Genomic DNA, 16,718 nt, shown 5'->3' with positions numbered 1-16,718 from the left:
AGGCCCCGGCACGGGCGCCCACGCGACTCCTCGCGGACGACGCGAACGTGTCGGACGGGCCCCACCCGCTGTAGGGCTGCCCGCAGGCTACGCGATCCGCTGTGGGCGTACGTCCCGCGGGAACTTCGCCCGGGATGCGCACGCTTGCATACAGTGGCAGGACCGGCAGGAAGACCGCGGTTTCACGACCGCCTCCGCGATCGAAGGGACGTACATGCCCATGGGTCACACGACCACGGCCGAGGCAGGCTCCGGGGGCCTGACAGCGACCGAGCACCGGCTGGCCAACGGTCTGCGCGTGGTGCTCTCCGAGGACCACCTGACCCCCGTCGCGGCGGTCTGCCTCTGGTACGACGTAGGCTCCCGCCACGAAGTCAAGGGACGTACCGGTCTGGCTCACCTCTTCGAGCACCTGATGTTCCAGGGCTCCGGGCAGGTGAAGGGCAACGGGCACTTCGAACTGGTGCAGGGCGCCGGCGGCTCGCTGAACGGCACCACCAGCTTCGAGCGCACCAACTACTTCGAGACCATGCCCGCCCACCAGCTGGAGCTCGCCCTCTGGCTCGAGGCCGACCGTATGGGCTCGCTGCTGACCGCCCTCGACGACGAGTCCATGGAGAACCAGCGGGACGTCGTCAAGAACGAGCGCCGGCAGCGCTACGACAACGTCCCGTACGGCACCGCCTTCGAGAAGCTGACCGCCCTGGCCTACCCGGACGGCCACCCCTACCACCACACGCCGATCGGCTCCATGGCGGACCTGGACGCGGCGACGCTGGAGGACGCGCGCGCGTTCTTCCGCACCTACTACGCGCCGAACAACGCCGTCCTCTCCGTCGTCGGCGACATCGACCCCCAGCAGACCCTCGCCTGGATCGAGAAGTACTTCGGCTCGATCCCCGGCCACGACGGCAAGCCCGAGCCGCGCGACGGCTCGCTGCCTCAGACCATCGGCGAGCAGCTGCGCGAGGTCGTCGTGGAGGAGGTCCCGGCGCGCGCCCTGATGGCCGCCTACCGGCTCCCGCACGACGGCACGCGCGCGGCGGACGCGGCCGACCTGGCGCTCACCGTCCTCGGCGGCGGCGAGTCCTCCCGCCTCTACAACCGGCTCGTACGACGGGACCGTACGGCGGTCACGGCCGGGTTCGGGCTGCTGCGGCTGGTCGGGGCGCCCTCCCTGGGCTGGCTGGACGTGAAGACCTCCGGCGACGTCGAGGTGCCGGTCATCGAGAGCGCGATCGACGAGGAGCTCGCCCGGTTCGCCGAGGAGGGCCCCACGCCCGAGGAGATGGAGCGTGCCCAGGCCCAGTTGGAGCGTGAGTGGCTGGACCGGCTCGGCACGGTCGCGGGCCGCGCCGACGAACTGTGCCGCTTCGCGGTCCTGTTCGGCGACCCGCAGCTCGCTCTCACCGCCGTCCAGCGCGTACTGGAGGTGACCCCCGAGGAGGTCCAGGAGGTCGCCAAGGCCCGGCTGCGCCCCGACAACCGCGCGGTGCTCGTCTACGAGCCGGTCTCCGCGGAGGCCGCCGAGCAGACCGAGGACGTGGACGTTCCCGAGGACCCGGAGGCCGAGGCCACCGTGGAGACGCGCGCCGACCAGAACGAGAACGAGGAGGCGGACAAGTGAGCGAGCTCGCCGCGATGGAGTTCCACCCGCAGCCCCAGGCGGGCGAGGCCAGGCCGTGGGCGTTCCCCGCGCCCGAGCGCGGCGCGCTGGACAACGGCCTGACCGTCCTGCGCTGCCACCGCCCCGGCCAGCAGGTCGTCGCCGTCGAGGTGCTGCTGGACGCGCCCCTGGACGCCGAGCCGGCCGGCCTGGACGGCGTCGCCACGATCATGGCGCGGGCCTTCTCCGAGGGCACCGACAAGCACTCGGCCGAGGAGTTCGCCGCCGAGCTGGAGCGTGCGGGCGCCACGCTCGACATGCACGCCGACCACCCCGGCGTCCGCCTCAGCCTGGAGGTCCCGGCCTCCCGCCTGGCCAAGGGGCTCGGGCTGCTGGCCGACGCCCTCAGAGCGCCCGCGTTCGCCGACGGCGAGGTCGAGCGGCTGGTGCGCAACCGCCTCGACGAGATCCCGCACGAGCTGGCCAACCCCTCCCGCCGCGCCGCCAAGGAGCTGTCCCGGCAGCTCTTCCCGGCCACCTCGCGCATGTCCCGGCCCCGCCAGGGCACCGAGGACACCGTCGCCAAGATCGACTCGGCGGCCGTCCGCGCCTTCTACGAGCGGCACGTGCGGCCCGCCACCGCCACCGCCGTCGTGGTCGGCGACCTCACCGGCATCGACCTCGACGAGCTGCTCGGCGAGACCCTGGGCGCGTGGAGCGGCTCCGCGGCCCAGCCGCGCCCGGTGCCGCCGGTGACCGCCGACGACACCCAACGCGTCGTCATCGTCGACCGCCCCGGCGCCGTCCAGACCCAGCTGCTCATCGGCCGCGTCGGCGCCGACCGGCACGACCGTGTGTGGCCCGCCCAGGTGCTCGGCACCTACTGCCTCGGCGGCACCCTCACCTCCCGCCTGGACCGCGTCCTGCGCGAGGAGAAGGGCTACACCTACGGCGTCCGCGCGTTCGGGCAGGTCCTCAGGTCCGGCCCCGAGGGCAACGGCGCCTCGATGCTGGCCATCAGCGGCTCCGTGGACACCCCGAACACCGGTCCCGCCCTCCAGGACCTGTGGACGGTGCTGCGCACGCTCGCCGCGGAGGGGCTCACCGACGCCGAGCGCGACGTGGCCGTGCAGAACCTCGTCGGGGTGGCGCCGCTGAAGTACGAGACGGCGGCGGCCGTGGCGAGCACACTGGCCGACCAGGTGGAGCAGCACCTGCCCGAGGACTTCCAGGCGACGCTGTACCGGCAGCTCGCCGCGAGCGGCACGGTGGAGGCCACCGCTGCGGTCGTCAACGCCTTCCCGGTGGACCGTCTGGTGACGATCTTGGTCGGGGACGCGGCACAGATCAAGGAGCCGGTCGAGGCCCTCGGCATCGGCGAGGTCTCCGTCGTGCCGGCCGAGTAGGCGAGCGACAGCGGCACGCGCGCGTGGGGCCCCGGTGACGATGGATCACCGGGGCCCCACGGTGTTCCCCGGGTCCGTCTCCCATGTCTCTGCCCAGATGTCCGAATTGGGGCGGAGGTTGCCTGTCTGCCCTGTGGCGTGCACTACAAAAACCCTGTTGCGTTTGAGGATTGAAAGTCGTGGCCCTTAGCGTCGTCCAGGCTGTTCGTCAGGCAGTGCGCCGCACCCGCGGCACCGGACAGCGATCGCCGAGTCCCCGTACGGCGCGAGCCAGGGGAGCCGGGGACCCATCGTCCCTTGGGGTGAATCGGACGCCCGCGCACACCGCGAGGGGGCCCGTAGGAGACCTTCCTGCTCCGAACCCGTCAGCTAACCCGGTAGGCGAGAAGGAAGGAAAGGACCAGCCACTTCATGGCGTTCACCCGCGCCACCGGGAAGCACCGCCGTCCCAGCCGGATGCACCGCACCACCGCCCGCGCGGCGGGCGTCGCGGTCCTCGCCACCACCGGCGCCGTCGGCAGCCTCGCCGCCCCGGCGCTCGCCGCCGAGCCCGCGCCGGCGCCCGAGCAGACCGCCCTCACCCCGGTCATCGCCATCAGCGAATCGGTCCCCGAGCACATCGACGCCCAGGCGGCCGCCCAGCAGGAGGCCGCCGACCTGAAGGCGGCCGAGGAGGCGGCGCGGAAGAAGGCCGCCGAGCAGGCCCGCGAGCAGGCGGAAAAGGCGCGCGAGGCCAAGGCGCGGGCGGCCCGCGAGGCCGAGCGCAAGCGGCTCAACGCGTTCGTGGCGCCGATCACCGGGTCCTACGTCTCCACCGGCTACCAGGCCAGCAGCTCCCTGTGGTCCTCCGGCTCGCACACCGGCATCGACTTCCACGCCGCGAGCGGCACCGCGGTCCACGCGGTCGGCTCCGGCACAGTGGTGTCCACCGGCTGGGGCGGGGCGTACGGCAACCAGATCGTGATCAAGATGGCCGACGGCATGTACACCCAGTACGGCCATCTGTCCTCCATCGGCGTCTCGGTGGGCCAGAAGATCGTCCCGGGCCAGCAGATCGGCCTGTCCGGCGCGACCGGCAACACCACCGGGCCGCACCTCCACTTCGAGGCCCGCACCACCCCCGAGTACGGCTCCGACGTCGACCCTGTCGCCTACCTCCGCAAGCACGGCGTGAACGTCTGACGAAGGCGCACTCCCGCCAGGAGACCCACCCCCACCCGAAGCCCCGGTCCACGAGCCGGGGCTTTTGTGGTTTCCGTGCGCCCCGTCACCCCTCGCTGTCCAAAAAATATCCATGGATTCCGACCCGCCGTCGGAAATTCCCGCTCATTGCAATAGAGTCACGGAACGCGCGTCCATCGGCGACGTTTCACGGGGATTAAGGCGGAGGTCGGTCATGCGTATTCCGGCGCACTCGGTATGCACGGCGATCCGGGACGACATCGTGGCCGGCGTCCACGAGCGCGGCAGCCGCCTCACGGAGGAACTCCTCGCCCGCCGCTACGGCGTCTCGCGCGTCCCCGTCCGGGAGGCCCTGCGCACCCTGGAGGCCGAGGGCTTCGTGGTGACCCGGCGGCACGCGGGCGCGTGCGTCGCCGAGCCGACCGAGCAGGAGGCCGCCGACCTGCTGGAGATGCGCATGCTGATGGAGCCGCTCGGTGCCGCCCGGGCCGCCCAGCGGCGCACCGAGGCCCATCTCAAGGTGCTGCGCGGCCTGGTGCGGCTGGGCCAGGAGCGGGCCCGCCGGGGCAACAGCGACGACCTGCGCTCCCTGGGCGGCTGGTTCCACGAGACGCTCGCCCAGGCCTCCGGCAGCCACGCCCTGACCTCCGTACTGACCCAGCTGCGGCACAAGATCGCCTGGATGTACACGGTGGAGGCGCCCGCCGACCCGGTGGAGTCCTGGACCGAGCACGGCGCCATCGTGGACGCGGTGGCGCGTGGCGAGGGCGAGCGCGCCAGGGCGATCACGGCGCTGCACACCGAACGCGCGACGGCCGCGCACCGGCTGCGTTTCACCGGCGGCACCGACCGCCCGGAACGCGTGAGGACTTCGCAACAAGCCGTAAACATTCCGAGCCTGCGGCATTAACACGGGCGCCGTATACAAAGAGGAGCAATTCGGCGGGGGTTATTTTCCGCTGCCTGAATTCATGGCGCTCCCGGAATTCCCGGTAAAACGGTGGAGCCGCGCCGCCCGAAAGGGGCGACGCGGCTCCACCGTTCTGTGCGGTGTGCGCTCAGACGGTCTCGGGCAGTTCCTCGAGTCCCTCGGAGACCAGCTTGGCCAGCCGGTCCAGGGCGGCGTCCGCACCCTCGGCGTCGGAGGCGAGGACGATCTCCTCGCCGCCCTGGGCGCCGAGGCCGAGGACGGCCAGCATGGAGGCCGCGTTGACCGGAGTGCCGCCGGTCTTGGCGATCGTCACCGGCACGCCTGCGGCCGTGGCGGCTCGGACGAAGATGGATGCGGGGCGGGCGTGGAGGCCCTCGGCCCAGCCGACGTTGACGCGGCGCTCAGCCATGTGTTGCTGCCCTTCAGTTCTCAGGGTTGTCTAGACCAGTTTCCCATATCGTGAAGCATGCCCGGAGTGGTCCTTCGTCCCGTCCGGGTGTGTCGTCGGATCGCGGCCTCGATCCGATGTCGTCCCCCACAGACTGCCTCGCGCCGTTGTCGGACGCGAGCCGTACTCTGGGGCCCATGCAGACCCCGGCGGACCGGCAGGACCGGCACGACTACCCCGCCCACTGGGAGGCGGACGTGGTGCTGCGCGACGGCGGAACCGCGCGCATCCGGCCCATCACCGTTGATGACGCCGACCGGCTGGTCAGCTTCTACGAACAGGTGTCGGACGAGTCGAAGTACTACCGCTTCTTCGCGCCCTACCCGCGCCTGTCCGCCAAGGACGTCCACCGCTTCACGCACCACGACTTTGTGGACCGGGTGGGACTCGCGGCCACGGTCGGCGGCGAGTTCATCGCCACCGTACGCTATGACCGCATCGGCGCCGACGGCATGCCCGCCTCCGCTCCCTCCGACGAGGCCGAGGTCGCCTTCCTGGTGCAGGACGCCCACCAGGGCCGCGGGGTGGCCTCCGCCCTCCTCGAACACGTCGCGGCCGTCGCGCGCGAGCGGGGCATCCGCCGCTTCGCCGCCGAGGTCCTCCCAGCCAACACCAAGATGATCAAGGTGTTCACGGACGCGGGTTACACCCAGAAGCGCAGCTTCGAGGACGGCGTCGTACGCCTGGAGTTCGACCTCGAACCCACCGACCGCTCGCTCGCCGTCCAGCGCGCTCGGGAACAGCGCGCCGAGGCACGGTCGGTGCAGCGGCTGCTGGTGCCGCGGTCGGTCGCCGTGGTCGGCGTCGGCCGCGAGCCCGGGGGCGTGGGGCGCGGCGTCCTCGGCAACCTCAGGGACGCCGGCTTCACCGGACGCCTGTACGCCGTCAACAAGGCCTACCCCGAGGACCTGAAGGAGGCCGGCGGGGTGCCCGCGCACCGCTCGGTGCGGGAGATCGACGGCCCCGTGGACCTGGCCGTCGTGGCCGTGCCCGCCGAGCATGTGCCCGAAGTGGTCGCCGAGTGCGGCGAGCACGGCGTACAGGGGCTCGTCGTGCTCGCCGCCGGGTACGCGGAGGCCGGGCCGGACGGGCGCAAGCGACAGCGCGCACTCGTCCGGCAGGCGCGCACGTACGGCATGCGGATCATCGGGCCGAACGCCTTCGGGGTCATCAACACCTCCGAGGAGGTGCGGCTCAACGCCTCCCTGGCACCCGAGATGCCCCGCCCCGGTCGCATCGGGCTGTTCGCCCAGTCCGGCGCCATCGGCATCGCGCTGCTGTCCCGGCTGCACCGGCGCGGGGGAGGGGTCACCGGCGTCACGGGTGTCTCCACCTTCGTGTCGTCCGGCAACAGGGCGGACGTCTCCGGCAACGACGTCCTCCAGTACTGGTACGACGATCCGGACACCGACGTCGTCCTCATGTACCTGGAGTCCATCGGCAACCCCCGCAAGTTCACCCGGCTCGCCCGGCGGACCGCCGCGGCGAAACCGCTCGTGGTGGTGCAGGGGGCCGGGTCCGCGCCACAGGGGCACGCGGTACGGGCCACGCGGTTGCCGCATGCCACCGTGTCCGCGCTGCTCAGGCAGGCCGGGGTGATCCGGGTGGACACGATCACCGAACTGGTTGACGCCGGACTGCTGCTCGCCCGGCAGCCGCTGCCCGCCGGGCCGCGGGTGGCGATCCTGGGGAACTCGGAGTCGCTGGGGCTGCTGACGTACGACCAGTGTCTCGCGGAGGGGCTGCGGCCGATGCGTCCCCTGGACCTCACGACGGGGGCTTCGGCGGAGGATTTTCACGCGGCGTTGTCCCGGGCGCTGGCCGATGACACGTGTGACGCGGTGGTGGTGACCGCCATACCGGCGATCGGCGAGGCGTCGCCGGGGGACGCGGAGCTGGCGGAGGCGCTGCGGTCGGCTGCCGCCGGGGTGCCGGGGAAGCCGGTGCTCGTCGTGCACGTGGAGCTCGGGGGACTCGCGGAGGCGTTGTCGGCCGCGGCGAGCACGGCACCGCAAGGGGGCACCAAGGCACCAGGCACCGAGGGCGGGGACCCGCACCGCCCCGTGGAACGACTGCCCGCCATGGCGGCGGCTGTGGACAAGCCGGCCGGCACCGCCCCCGCCGGCACCGGCTCGCGGCTCATCCCCGCCTACCCCGCCGCCGAGCGGGCCGTACGGGCTCTCGGGGAAGCCGTGAAGTACGCGCAGTGGCGCAGGGAGGCCGCCGACCCGGGGAAGGTGCCCGAGTACGAGGACATCGACGAGAAGGGGGCCGCCCTGCTCATCGACGGGATGCTCGCGCGCGGGCAGGGCCTGACGCTCGGGACGCAGGAGACCTGCGAGCTGCTCGGGAAGTACGGCATCCAGGTGCACCGCGCGCTGCCCGCCCCCACCCCGGACGCCGCCGCCGAAGCCGCCCGCACCCTCGGCTACCCCGTGGCCCTCAAGGCGACCGCCCCGCACCTGCGGCACCGCGCCGACCTGGGCGGCGTACGCCTCGACCTCGCGGACGAGGAGCAACTGCGCCGGACGTACGCGGAGTTGACCGAGCTGTTCGGTCGGCCCGAGGAGCTGCGGCCGGTGGTGCAGGGGATGGCACCGCGCGGCGTCGACACCGTCGTACGGGCCGTGATCGACCCGGCGGCCGGGGCGGTGCTCTCCTTCGGACTCGCCGGAGCGGCCTCGCAGCTGCTCGGCGACATCGCTCACCGGCTGGTTCCGGTGACCGACCGGGATGCGACCTCCCTGGTGCGGTCGATCCGGACGGCGCCGCTGCTGTTCGGCTGGCGCGGCTCGACCCCTGTGGACACCCCGGCCCTGGAGGAGCTGCTGCTGCGCGTGTCCCGTCTGGTCGACGACCACCCCGAGGTCGTCGCGGTCACCATGGAGCCCGTCGTGGTCGCCCCGCAGGGCCTGAGCGTCCTCAGCGCCTCCGTGCGCCTCGCACCCCCGCCCGCCCGCGACGACCTCGGGCCGCGCACCCTGCCGGTCTACTGAGCCGGGGAGGTGCCTTCCGCACACCCACCGCCGCAGCGGTGACGAGGCTCAGGGGCTTCCTCGGCGACGCGCCGCCCCTGGTGGTCGCCTTCGAGGCCGACGAGGGTGCCTCCGAGCCCGTCTCCTGTCTGACCGCCGCCGAGCGGCTCGACCTCGTGCCGGGCTCGTGGGCAGGCGCCCGCGTACGGCCGCGGGGTCCCGCCCGGCTGCCCCTGGCTGGCCCGGACCGCACCCGCCCACGGATTAGGATGGACGTCATGGCCAAGACCAGTACGACGTCCCAGGGGCTGCGCGCGGCGATCGAGCGCAGCGGCTACTACCCGGCCCTCGTGGCCGAGGCGGTGGAGGCCGCTGTGGGCGGCGAACCCATCCGGTCGTACCTGGTCCACCAGGAGACCACGTTCGACCAGAACGAAGTGCGGCGGCACGTCACCGTACTGGTCCTCACCGGCAACCGGTTCATCGTCAGCCACACCGACGAGCAGGCCGCCGACAGCACCTCCCCGACGCCGTACGCCACGACGTCCACCGAGTCGGTGAAGCTCGGCCGGATCTCGTCGGTCGTCGTCAGCCGCGTGGTCGCCAACCCGGAGCAGTACACCCCGGGCACCCTGCCCCGCGAGGTCGTGCTGACCATCGGCTGGGGCGCCGTCTCCCGCATCGACCTGGAGCCCGCCGCCTGCGGCGACCCCAACTGCGAGGCCGACCACGGCTACACCGGCAGCTCGACGGCCGACGACCTCAGCCTGCGCGTCAGCGAGGCCGGGGACGGCCCGGAGACGGTGCGCCAGGCGCTCGCCTTCGCGCAGGCCATCTCCGAGGCGACCGCGGACGTCACCCGCTGATGTCCCAGCCCACAGCCGCAGCCTGGGACCACCCGGAACCGCTCTCCCTCGACTCGGCGCCGCTGCCCGAGTACGGCACCGGGTCGCTCGCCGACCTGCTGCCCACCCTGGCCGCCGGGATGGCCGTACCCGGCATGACCGCCGCGATCACGGAACTGACCCCGGCCGACCGCAACTGCGTCTTCCTGATCGACGGCCTCGGCTGGGAGCAGATCAAGGCCCATCCCGACGAGTCCCCCTTCCTGACCTCGCTGCTCGGCAGCTCGCGCGGGGGCACGGGCCGCCCGCTCACCGCCGGGTACCCGGCGACCACCGCGACCTCCCTGGCCTCCGTCGGCACCGGCCTGCCGCCGGGCGCGCACGGCCTGCCCGGCTACACGGTCCGCAATCCGGCGACCGGCGAGCTGATGAACCAGCTCCGCTGGAATCCGTGGACACCGCCCGGCCCGTGGCAGCCGTACCCCACCGTCTTCCAGCTGGCCCAGAAGGCGGGTGTGCACGCCGCCCAGGTGTCCTCCCCGACCTTCGCGAACACCCCGCTGACCAAGGTCGCGCTGAGTGGCGGGACGTTCCTCGGACGGCTGACCGGCGAGGAGCGGATGGACCTCGCGGCCGAGCAGCTGGCGGCCGACGACCGCTCACTGGTCTACACGTACTACGCCGAACTGGACGGCGCCGGGCACCGCTACGGCATCGCGTCCGACACCTGGCTCGGCCAGCTGATGCACGTCGACCGGCTGGCCCAGCGCCTGGCCGAGCAACTGCCCCCGCGCAGCGCGCTCTACATCACCGCCGACCACGGCATGGTCGACATCCCGTTCGACGAGCAGCACCGCATCGACTTCGACGAGGACTGGGAACTGCGTGCCGGGGTCGCCCTGCTGGGCGGCGAGGGACGGGCCCGCCACGTGTACGCGGTACCGGGCGCCGAGAACGACGTCCTGACCGTCTGGCGCGAGGTGCTCGGCGAGCAGTTCTGGGTGGCCTCGCGGGACGAGGCGGTCGCGGCGGGCTGGTTCGGACCGCGGATCGACGACCGTGTGTACCCGCGCATCGGCGACGTGGTCGCGGCCGCGCACGACGACGTGCTGCTCATCGCCTCCGAGCGGGAGCCGAAGGAGTCGTCGATGGTCGGCAACCACGGTTCCATGACCCCTGCCGAGCAGTTGGTCCCGTTGCTCGAAGTACGCTCCTGAAGCCCCCGCCGATCTGAAGCCCCCCGCCGAACCGCAATCCCCGCCGCCTCCGCCGAAAGGTGCTCATCTCCCCATGCCCGAGCTGGTGTTCTTCTCCGGAACCATGGACTGCGGGAAGTCGACACTTGCTCTACAGCGAATCTACAATCGGTCGGCGCGGGGGCTGCAAGGTGTGATCTTCACGCGCGATGACCGGGCGGGGGAGGGGAAGCTGTCTTCGCGGCTTGGTCTGGTGACGGATGCTGTTGAGGCGGCGCCGGGGATGGATCTGTACGCCTATGTCGTGGGTCGCATGTCGCAGGGCGACAGGGTCGACTATCTGATTGTGGATGAGGCGCAGTTCCTGGCGTCGGAGCAGATCGATCAGCTGGCGCGGGTCGTGGACGACCTGGGCCTCGATGTCTTCGCCTTCGGTATCACGACCGACTTCCGGACCAGGCTCTTCCCGGGCTCGCAACGGCTGATCGAGCTGGCGGACCGGATAGAGGCGCTCCAGGTGGAGGCGATGTGCTGGTGCGGGGCGCGTGCCACGCACAATGCCCGCACGGTGGGTGGCGAGATGGTGGTGGAAGGTGAGCAGGTCGTCGTCGGTGATGTGAACGGCCCTGCCGCGGAGGTCGGCTACGAGGTGCTGTGCCGACGTCACCACCGCCGCCGGATGACGAGCGCTTCCGCCCGCGCCGGCGCGCTCTCGCCGGACGTTCTGCCCATCGCCTCTGAGTGACAGTTGTCGGCCCAACAGGCCGTTGTCCACTGTGTCGTGGTCTGCTGAACAGGCCGAATCCGGCACGAATGAGAAGGCCCGTCAGCGCGAGCAGCAGGCGCAGCGCGCCGGGCCGCCGCCGATCAGCGCAGGGATCGAGAGCCGTTTGTCCACGACGGAGGGCCAGGTGCCTACGGTGCTGAAGGAACTGCGGGCCCCGAAGCACGGAGAAGCTGCGGGTCCTGCTGCTGGGCGCGGCTTCCGACGGTGATCTGCGGGTGGGACGGGAGCAGCAGCCCGCTACATCGACGCCGCCGTCGTCCAGCTTTGCGCGGAGGGTCATGAGATCCGTGACGAGGACGTGGCCCGGCTGTCCCCGCTCAAGCACAAGAACCTCAACGTCCTGGGCCGCTACAGCTTCACCCCCACCCAGCCGGCGGGCGGCACCCTGCGCCCGCTGCGCGACCCGGACGCGGCCGGACTCGATGACGACGAGGACGGCGCTGAGAACTGACGGCGCCAGGTGCCGACCAGGCGCACCGATCAGCTTGTGAGCCGCCGCCTTGGTCAGCCGCTTCGCAGCCGTGACGGTCTGCCCCCCGCGGCCCCGAGGCCACCACGGCGTGGTTGTAGCCGTTGGCGGGAGGCATGCCCCTGGGCGTACGAGGTGGCGCATCGTCACGTCCTACTCATCCGGGTCCCAGGCGCTGAGCTGCTCGAAGAGACGTGGGTCGCCGTCGAGCTTCAGGGAGTTGATCGGGATACGGTCGTGCAGGATGAGGACCAGCTCGCTGGCCGTGCCCCGAGCGGAGAAGAAGGCGGCGGCCGCGTCCGGGTCCTGGCCGGCAGCGGTGGCCAGCATGGTGCCGGGCCCGGGGAGGCGGGCGGTCCGTGCGCCGTCGGCGGAGAGCGAGAGGCGCCAGGAGCGGCCCTCGGAGGCGTGGAAGTCGACGGCAGCGGGCTTGTGTGGCCAGGCACTTGTCGTTGCGACGCAGGTGGACAGGAACTCGTCGACACCGTCGAGCGCCACCTCGCCCGGCAGCGGCTGCGGGGCACCTACGGTGATCTGGGCGTCGTAGGTGTGCACCGCGATCTGTTGGAGCTGGTGCCGAGCTACGGCACCGGAGGTCTGCGGCGACTGCGATGTCTCCCACCACGTCCAGCAACCGCGATCCGGGCCGGCCTTCCGCAGTGCGTCCAGCAGTTGCTCCGTGGACTCCGCCAACCAGGCCAGCAGGGCCTCGCGCTCCCGAGGCGCAGCGGGGGCGCCCTCCGCTGCGGACTTGGCCGGAGCAGGCCCTGCGGCGACGGTGGCGGCCCAGGCGCGGCGCCCCTCGCCGATGTGCTCCGCCAGATCGAACAGCGTCCAATCGGGGCAGGTCGGCACCTGTACGTCGAGGCTGGGCGCGGAGGCGACCGCGGCGCGGAAGGCAGTCGACCGTTCGTCGATCAGTTGCAGCAGAACGGGGAACTCGAGAGTCATTGTCACCCTGAATCTCTATCACTGCGTTCCGACAATCGGACAGCGATTTTCACGGCCGCAGCAGGCGGACCCTCACCACCGCGGAGAAATGATGGAGGACCTCTCCGCCGCCGACTGTGCGTCACACACGGTCATTCTCATAAATGTTCATCTGTGAGAGTTCTGCGACAGGCCTCGGAGTGACCGCGTTGCCGCAGATCACCGTTCACGAAAATCCTCTCAAAAGCCGCACGTTGTGCGAGGCACTTCTGAGGAGCTGCCGCCATGGATCTCACGCCCGAGCAGGCCGCATTGGCGGTAGAACGTCACGACTGCGCGAACTGTGACGCGCCCGCCGGCAGCGCCTGCCGCACGCGGGGCGGGAAGATCACCGCGAAGTACCACACCCCGCGCTTCGTCCGCAGAGCTCACGCCTGCGGGGTGGAACGGCGCCGCACCCGTCCCTCCAGCGCAGCCCGTTCCCCGTCCGACAGGGTCAACTCGGCCTTCGGCCGCCCAGTACGCGCCACCCCGCATCCCTGCACGTCTGAACAGAATTGCTGACTCAGAAGACTGGACGCCTACCACGGCACTTCTCCGTTTTCGTCCTGGAAAGTTCCTGTCGGGCCGTCCGCGTCGAGCGTTGCCAAACGCACGACGACCCTGGCACTCGCCTCCGGCGCCCTTCCGATTCCGAATGCCGCGGTCAGGTCGGTCGCGGTGGTGCCGGGCTCGACTGCGTTGAACTTGATGCCCGGCTGGGACTTGGCGTACTGGACCGTGAGCATGGTGGCTGCGGACTTGGACGCAGAGTAAAGCGCCAACGGCAAGTTGAACTCCGGCCGGTCCGGATTGGTCACTGCCCAGAACGACCCGGCGCTGCTGGAAACGGTGACCACGGTTGGGTTCGAGGACTTACGCAGGAGGGGAAGCGCCGCCTCCGTGACGCGCACGATTCCCACCGCGTTGGTGTTGAAGACATGGAGAGCCGTGGGGCCGTCGGTGACTCCGTCCCCCAAGATGCCCGCGTTGTTCACCAGGACGTCGAGCCGGCCCTCGGCCGAGTCGATCGTCGCCAGCGCGCTGCTCACCGATGCGTCGTCGGTCACGTCGAGCTGCACGATTCGTGCGCCGAGCACTGCCGCTGCCTTCTCACCTCGCTCGACGTCACGAGCGCCGATGTAGACAACGTGGCCCAACGCCAGAAGCTGTCTGGCTGTCTCGAAGCCGATGCCCTTGTTGGCCCCGGTGATCAGTGTGGTGGTCATTGTGTGTCCTCGCGAATTGTGTGGCCCGGGCGGACCGTTAGCGGTGTCCGGTGTCCGAGTGTTCTTTGAGTTGCTGGCGCTGATTTCCGGAGGTCAGCCGGTCAGCTGCCGGAGGAGTTCGCCGGCGTCGTGCAGGGCGGTCATATGCACGAACCGCCCGTTGCGGACCTGATAGATGGCGTACTCGACGATCTCGAACGAGGCTCCGGTGGGAGCCACGCCGAGCCATTCCTTCACCGGAGTACCGGTATTGACCAGACGCGCAGCCAGACGGTCACCGTCGAAGAGCAGTTCCTTGAGCTCCCAGTGGAGGTCCGGAACCGCGTCCACGTCATGCTTCTGAACCGCGATGAGATCGTCCCGGGTGGCCGGCTCACCGTTCAGGGTGGTCCGGTCGTTGATGAACTCGTCCATACCATCGAACTTGTGGGCGTTGAGCGCCTCGATATAGCGCAGGTAGAACGCGCGCAGATCACTGTCGGACATGAGGTGACCCTTCTGTGGGGCGGCTCCGGATCGGGGCTGCAATCGGATGTTGATGAGATGCGACGCCCTCCATGGCCTCGCCGTGCCGGCCATCGCCGAAGCAGATGTCCCGCCGATCAGAGTCACTCCTGGCTAATGCGCTGCGCTCTCTTCAGATTGGCCATCAGCTCGTCGCGGGTCTGATGCGCAAGCTCGGCCAGGCGGGCTGACCGGGAGCAGTGCGCCAGGATTCGCTCAGCGGACTGTTGTCCACGGTGTCGAAACCGAACTGGTCGTATAGCCGCGTCACGAGTTCAACGGCTTCTGGGTAATCACTTGAGACCGATAGGGCAGATCGTTGACAACTTTGAGAGGTACGGCCACCACTGCGAAATCGCCGGTTTCTGGAGCATCCGCAGCGCGTGCGGCGCGCGCTGACGGCCCGAGTTCAGCAGCCTCGGACGTTGCCGCCGAAGAGGGTGTCGAAGTGGTCCTCGGTGATCTGCTCCAGCGGCGCGAGCGAGGCGACGGAGGCATTGGCGAACAGGACGTCCAGGCCCCGTTCCCGGCTGTGGATCGTCACGTAGGGCCGGTCCAGGTCGGCCAGGTTCGAGATGTCGCCGGTCACCGCGGCAGCCGCTGAACCGATCACTTCGGCGGCCGCGTCGAACTCGGTCTTGCGTCGGCCGGTGATCAACACGTGTGCGTCCTCTGCCGCCGGCCGGACGGCACTGGCCAGGCCGATTCCGGTGCTGCCCCCGGTGACGTGAGCGGTCTTTCCCTCAAGCAGTCCCATGCGAGCAGCCCCTTCGACTTCCGCAGCGATCGCTGCGGAAGTCGAACGTTAGCACTTCTGCAGCGATCGCTGCGGAAGAGGTAGGCTGCGGGGGTGGAGACGAAACAGAGCGGCCCTATAGGCCGACCGCGAGGCTTCGACGCCGACGAAGCTCTCGAGCGCGCCATGCTGGTCTTCTGGAAGCATGGCTACGAGGGGGCCAGCACGGCCTGCCTGACGAACGCGATGGGCATCTCCACCACCAGCATGTACGCAGCCTTCGGCAACAAGGAGGAGCTGTTCCGCAAGGTTTTGGAGCGCTACACCGAAGGCCCGAGCGCATACCTGGCCCGAGCCATGGAGGAGCCGACCGCACTCGACGTCGCCACCGCGATCCTGGCCGGCACCGTTCGGACCACCACCCGCCCGGCCAATCCCCACGGGTGTCTGGGCGTCCAGGGCGCCCTGACCACCAGCGACTCCGGGCAGGAAGTCCGTGACCTCCTCGTTGCCTGGCGCAACAACGGCTACTCCTGCATCCGGGAACGGTTCCAGCGTGCCGTCGACGACGGCGACCTGCCTCCGCAGACCGATCCGGGGCTATTGGCCCGCTACCTCACCACCTTCGCCTACGGCATCGCCGTACAAGCCGCGAGCGGTGTCGGCCGCGGTGAACTCCAGGAGATGGCCGACGCCGCCCTGCGCAACTGGCCACTCTTCTGAGACCCGGTGTGAGCCCAGCTCACGGGCATTTTCCCGGGGCTGGACGGTGGCTGTGCCTGATCAACACCGGACCGCTCACCCTGCTGACCGGCTACCAGACGCCAGCAGCCATCCGCCGCATGGGGAGGAAGCGGCTCGAGACCTGGCTCCGCAATCGCCAGGCGTCCGGCCGACCGGGTCGCCGAGACGGCCGCCCAGGCCGCCGGACGCCAGCACACGAGTCTGCCGGCGAAAGGCCGGCCGCCCAGATGGTGCACACGCCGGCGACGGAGATGATGGCCCTCAACCAGCAGGTTGCTGAGATCGACAAACGCATCGAGGCACGCTTCCGGGATCCTGGGTGCCGAGTTCGTGGCCGCGACCGGCGGAGACATGACGGTATGTGGCACTCCCGACCGCCTCGCCGGCTTCGGCGGCGTCGCACCGGTGCCTCGGGACTCCGGCAAGACCAGCGGCAATCGCCGACGCCCTCGGAGATGCAACCGCCGTCTCCAGTGCGTCCTCTACGCTTCGGCGTTGTTCAGCGTCCGGTACTGCGAGGAGTCCCGCCGGTTCTACGAACGCAAACGTGCGGAAGGCAAGGGACACGTCCAAGCCGTGCTCGCTCTCGCCCGCCGTCGCGTCAACGTGCTCTGGGCTGCTGCTCGGGGATGTATCGCTGCGGGCAGTGGCGCCGGACGCGGTACGGCGGTGACGGTGTTCTTGGTGGCAC

The 16,718-nt window shown here is 70.6% G+C and carries 14 protein-coding genes, 3 pseudogenes and 1 riboswitch; of the genes and pseudogenes, 12 read left to right on the top strand and 5 right to left on the bottom strand.

The features are described 5' to 3' along the window. Positions 1-214 precede the first annotated feature (214 nt). The 4 genes from ACWGJM_RS38610 (at position 215) to ACWGJM_RS38595 (ending at position 5,104) form a co-directional block, all read left to right on the top strand. Entirely contained in the window at positions 215-1,627 is a 1,413-nt protein-coding gene (locus ACWGJM_RS38610; protein ID WP_453416415.1) for a M16 family metallopeptidase, read from the top strand. Continuing rightward, a complete protein-coding gene (locus ACWGJM_RS38605; protein ID WP_453416414.1) occupies positions 1,624-3,012 on the top strand; it encodes a M16 family metallopeptidase in 1,389 nt (462 codons plus the stop codon). Before ACWGJM_RS38610 ends, ACWGJM_RS38605 begins: the two co-directional genes overlap by 4 nt. Before the next feature lie 236 nt (positions 3,013-3,248). Continuing rightward, a riboswitch (cyclic di-AMP (ydaO/yuaA leader) is annotated at positions 3,249-3,410 on the top strand. A gap of 13 nt (positions 3,411-3,423) precedes the next feature. Then, positions 3,424-4,194: a M23 family metallopeptidase gene (locus tag ACWGJM_RS38600; RefSeq protein ID WP_453416413.1), complete on the top strand. Its 771-nt coding sequence runs from the start codon at positions 3,424-3,426 to the stop codon at positions 4,192-4,194. Between the two features lie 214 nt (positions 4,195-4,408). Next, complete coding sequence (locus ACWGJM_RS38595; RefSeq protein ID WP_453416412.1) at positions 4,409-5,104, top strand: GntR family transcriptional regulator; 696 nt, start codon at positions 4,409-4,411, stop codon at positions 5,102-5,104. 148 nt (positions 5,105-5,252) lie between these two features. Here the strand turns inward: ACWGJM_RS38595 and ACWGJM_RS38590 are convergent, their stop codons facing one another. After that, entirely contained in the window at positions 5,253-5,534 is a 282-nt protein-coding gene (locus ACWGJM_RS38590; protein WP_361799811.1) for an HPr family phosphocarrier protein, read from the bottom strand. 176 nt (positions 5,535-5,710) lie between these two features. On the opposite strand from ACWGJM_RS38590, the gene ACWGJM_RS38585 reads away from it, so the two are divergent. From ACWGJM_RS38585 to ACWGJM_RS38565, 5 genes and pseudogenes are all read left to right on the top strand, one after another. Then, complete coding sequence (locus ACWGJM_RS38585; RefSeq protein WP_453416411.1) at positions 5,711-8,569, top strand: bifunctional acetate--CoA ligase family protein/GNAT family N-acetyltransferase; 2,859 nt, start codon at positions 5,711-5,713, stop codon at positions 8,567-8,569. Positions 8,570-8,817: 248 nt separating this feature from the next. Further along, a complete protein-coding gene (locus tag ACWGJM_RS38580) occupies positions 8,818-9,414 on the top strand; it encodes a DUF5998 family protein (RefSeq protein WP_453416410.1) in 597 nt (198 codons plus the stop codon). Next, entirely contained in the window at positions 9,414-10,610 is a 1,197-nt protein-coding gene (locus ACWGJM_RS38575; RefSeq protein ID WP_453416409.1) for an alkaline phosphatase family protein, read from the top strand. Before ACWGJM_RS38580 ends, ACWGJM_RS38575 begins: the two co-directional genes overlap by 1 nt. Before the next feature lie 73 nt (positions 10,611-10,683). Beyond that, positions 10,684-11,334: a thymidine kinase gene (locus ACWGJM_RS38570; RefSeq protein ID WP_453416408.1), complete on the top strand. Its 651-nt coding sequence runs from the start codon at positions 10,684-10,686 to the stop codon at positions 11,332-11,334. 277 nt (positions 11,335-11,611) lie between these two features. Beyond that, positions 11,612-11,827 (top strand): annotated as a pseudogene (locus tag ACWGJM_RS38565) (Tn3 family transposase); the annotation flags it as partial. A 171-nt stretch (positions 11,828-11,998) separates the two neighbouring features. On the opposite strand, the gene ACWGJM_RS38560 reads toward ACWGJM_RS38565, so the two are convergent. After that, on the bottom strand, positions 11,999-12,802 hold the full coding sequence (locus ACWGJM_RS38560) for a maleylpyruvate isomerase family mycothiol-dependent enzyme (RefSeq protein ID WP_453416407.1): 804 nt from the start codon (positions 12,800-12,802) through the stop codon (positions 11,999-12,001). 258 nt (positions 12,803-13,060) lie between these two features. On the opposite strand from ACWGJM_RS38560, the gene ACWGJM_RS38555 reads away from it, so the two are divergent. Continuing rightward, positions 13,061-13,339 carry a zinc finger domain-containing protein gene (locus ACWGJM_RS38555; protein WP_453416406.1) on the top strand — a complete coding sequence of 93 codons (279 nt, stop codon included), beginning with the start codon at positions 13,061-13,063 and terminating at the stop codon, positions 13,337-13,339. 17 nt (positions 13,340-13,356) lie between these two features. Here the strand turns inward: ACWGJM_RS38555 and ACWGJM_RS38550 are convergent, their stop codons facing one another. The 3 genes and pseudogenes from ACWGJM_RS38550 to ACWGJM_RS38540 all read right to left on the bottom strand — a co-directional run. Further along, on the bottom strand, positions 13,357-14,043 hold the full coding sequence (locus ACWGJM_RS38550; RefSeq protein ID WP_453416405.1) for an SDR family NAD(P)-dependent oxidoreductase: 687 nt from the start codon (positions 14,041-14,043) through the stop codon (positions 13,357-13,359). A 93-nt stretch (positions 14,044-14,136) separates the two neighbouring features. Beyond that, positions 14,137-14,529, bottom strand: a complete 393-nt coding sequence (locus ACWGJM_RS38545; protein WP_453416404.1) for an ester cyclase — start codon at positions 14,527-14,529, stop codon at positions 14,137-14,139. Between the two features lie 433 nt (positions 14,530-14,962). Beyond that, positions 14,963-15,304, bottom strand: a pseudogene (locus ACWGJM_RS38540) (SDR family NAD(P)-dependent oxidoreductase); the annotation flags it as partial. A gap of 93 nt (positions 15,305-15,397) precedes the next feature. Here ACWGJM_RS38540 and ACWGJM_RS38535 point away from each other — a divergent pair. Then, entirely contained in the window at positions 15,398-16,006 is a 609-nt protein-coding gene (locus ACWGJM_RS38535; protein ID WP_453416403.1) for a TetR/AcrR family transcriptional regulator, read from the top strand. A 29-nt stretch (positions 16,007-16,035) separates the two neighbouring features. Further along, positions 16,036-16,654 (top strand): annotated as a pseudogene (locus ACWGJM_RS38530) (transposase); the annotation flags it as partial. Between the last annotated feature and the right edge of the window lie 64 nt (positions 16,655-16,718).

The sequence above is a fragment of the Streptomyces sp. NPDC054834 genome, assembly GCF_053611185.1.
Note: the sequence above shows the minus strand (reverse complement) of the source record. Positions and strands in the feature narration are given on the sequence as shown.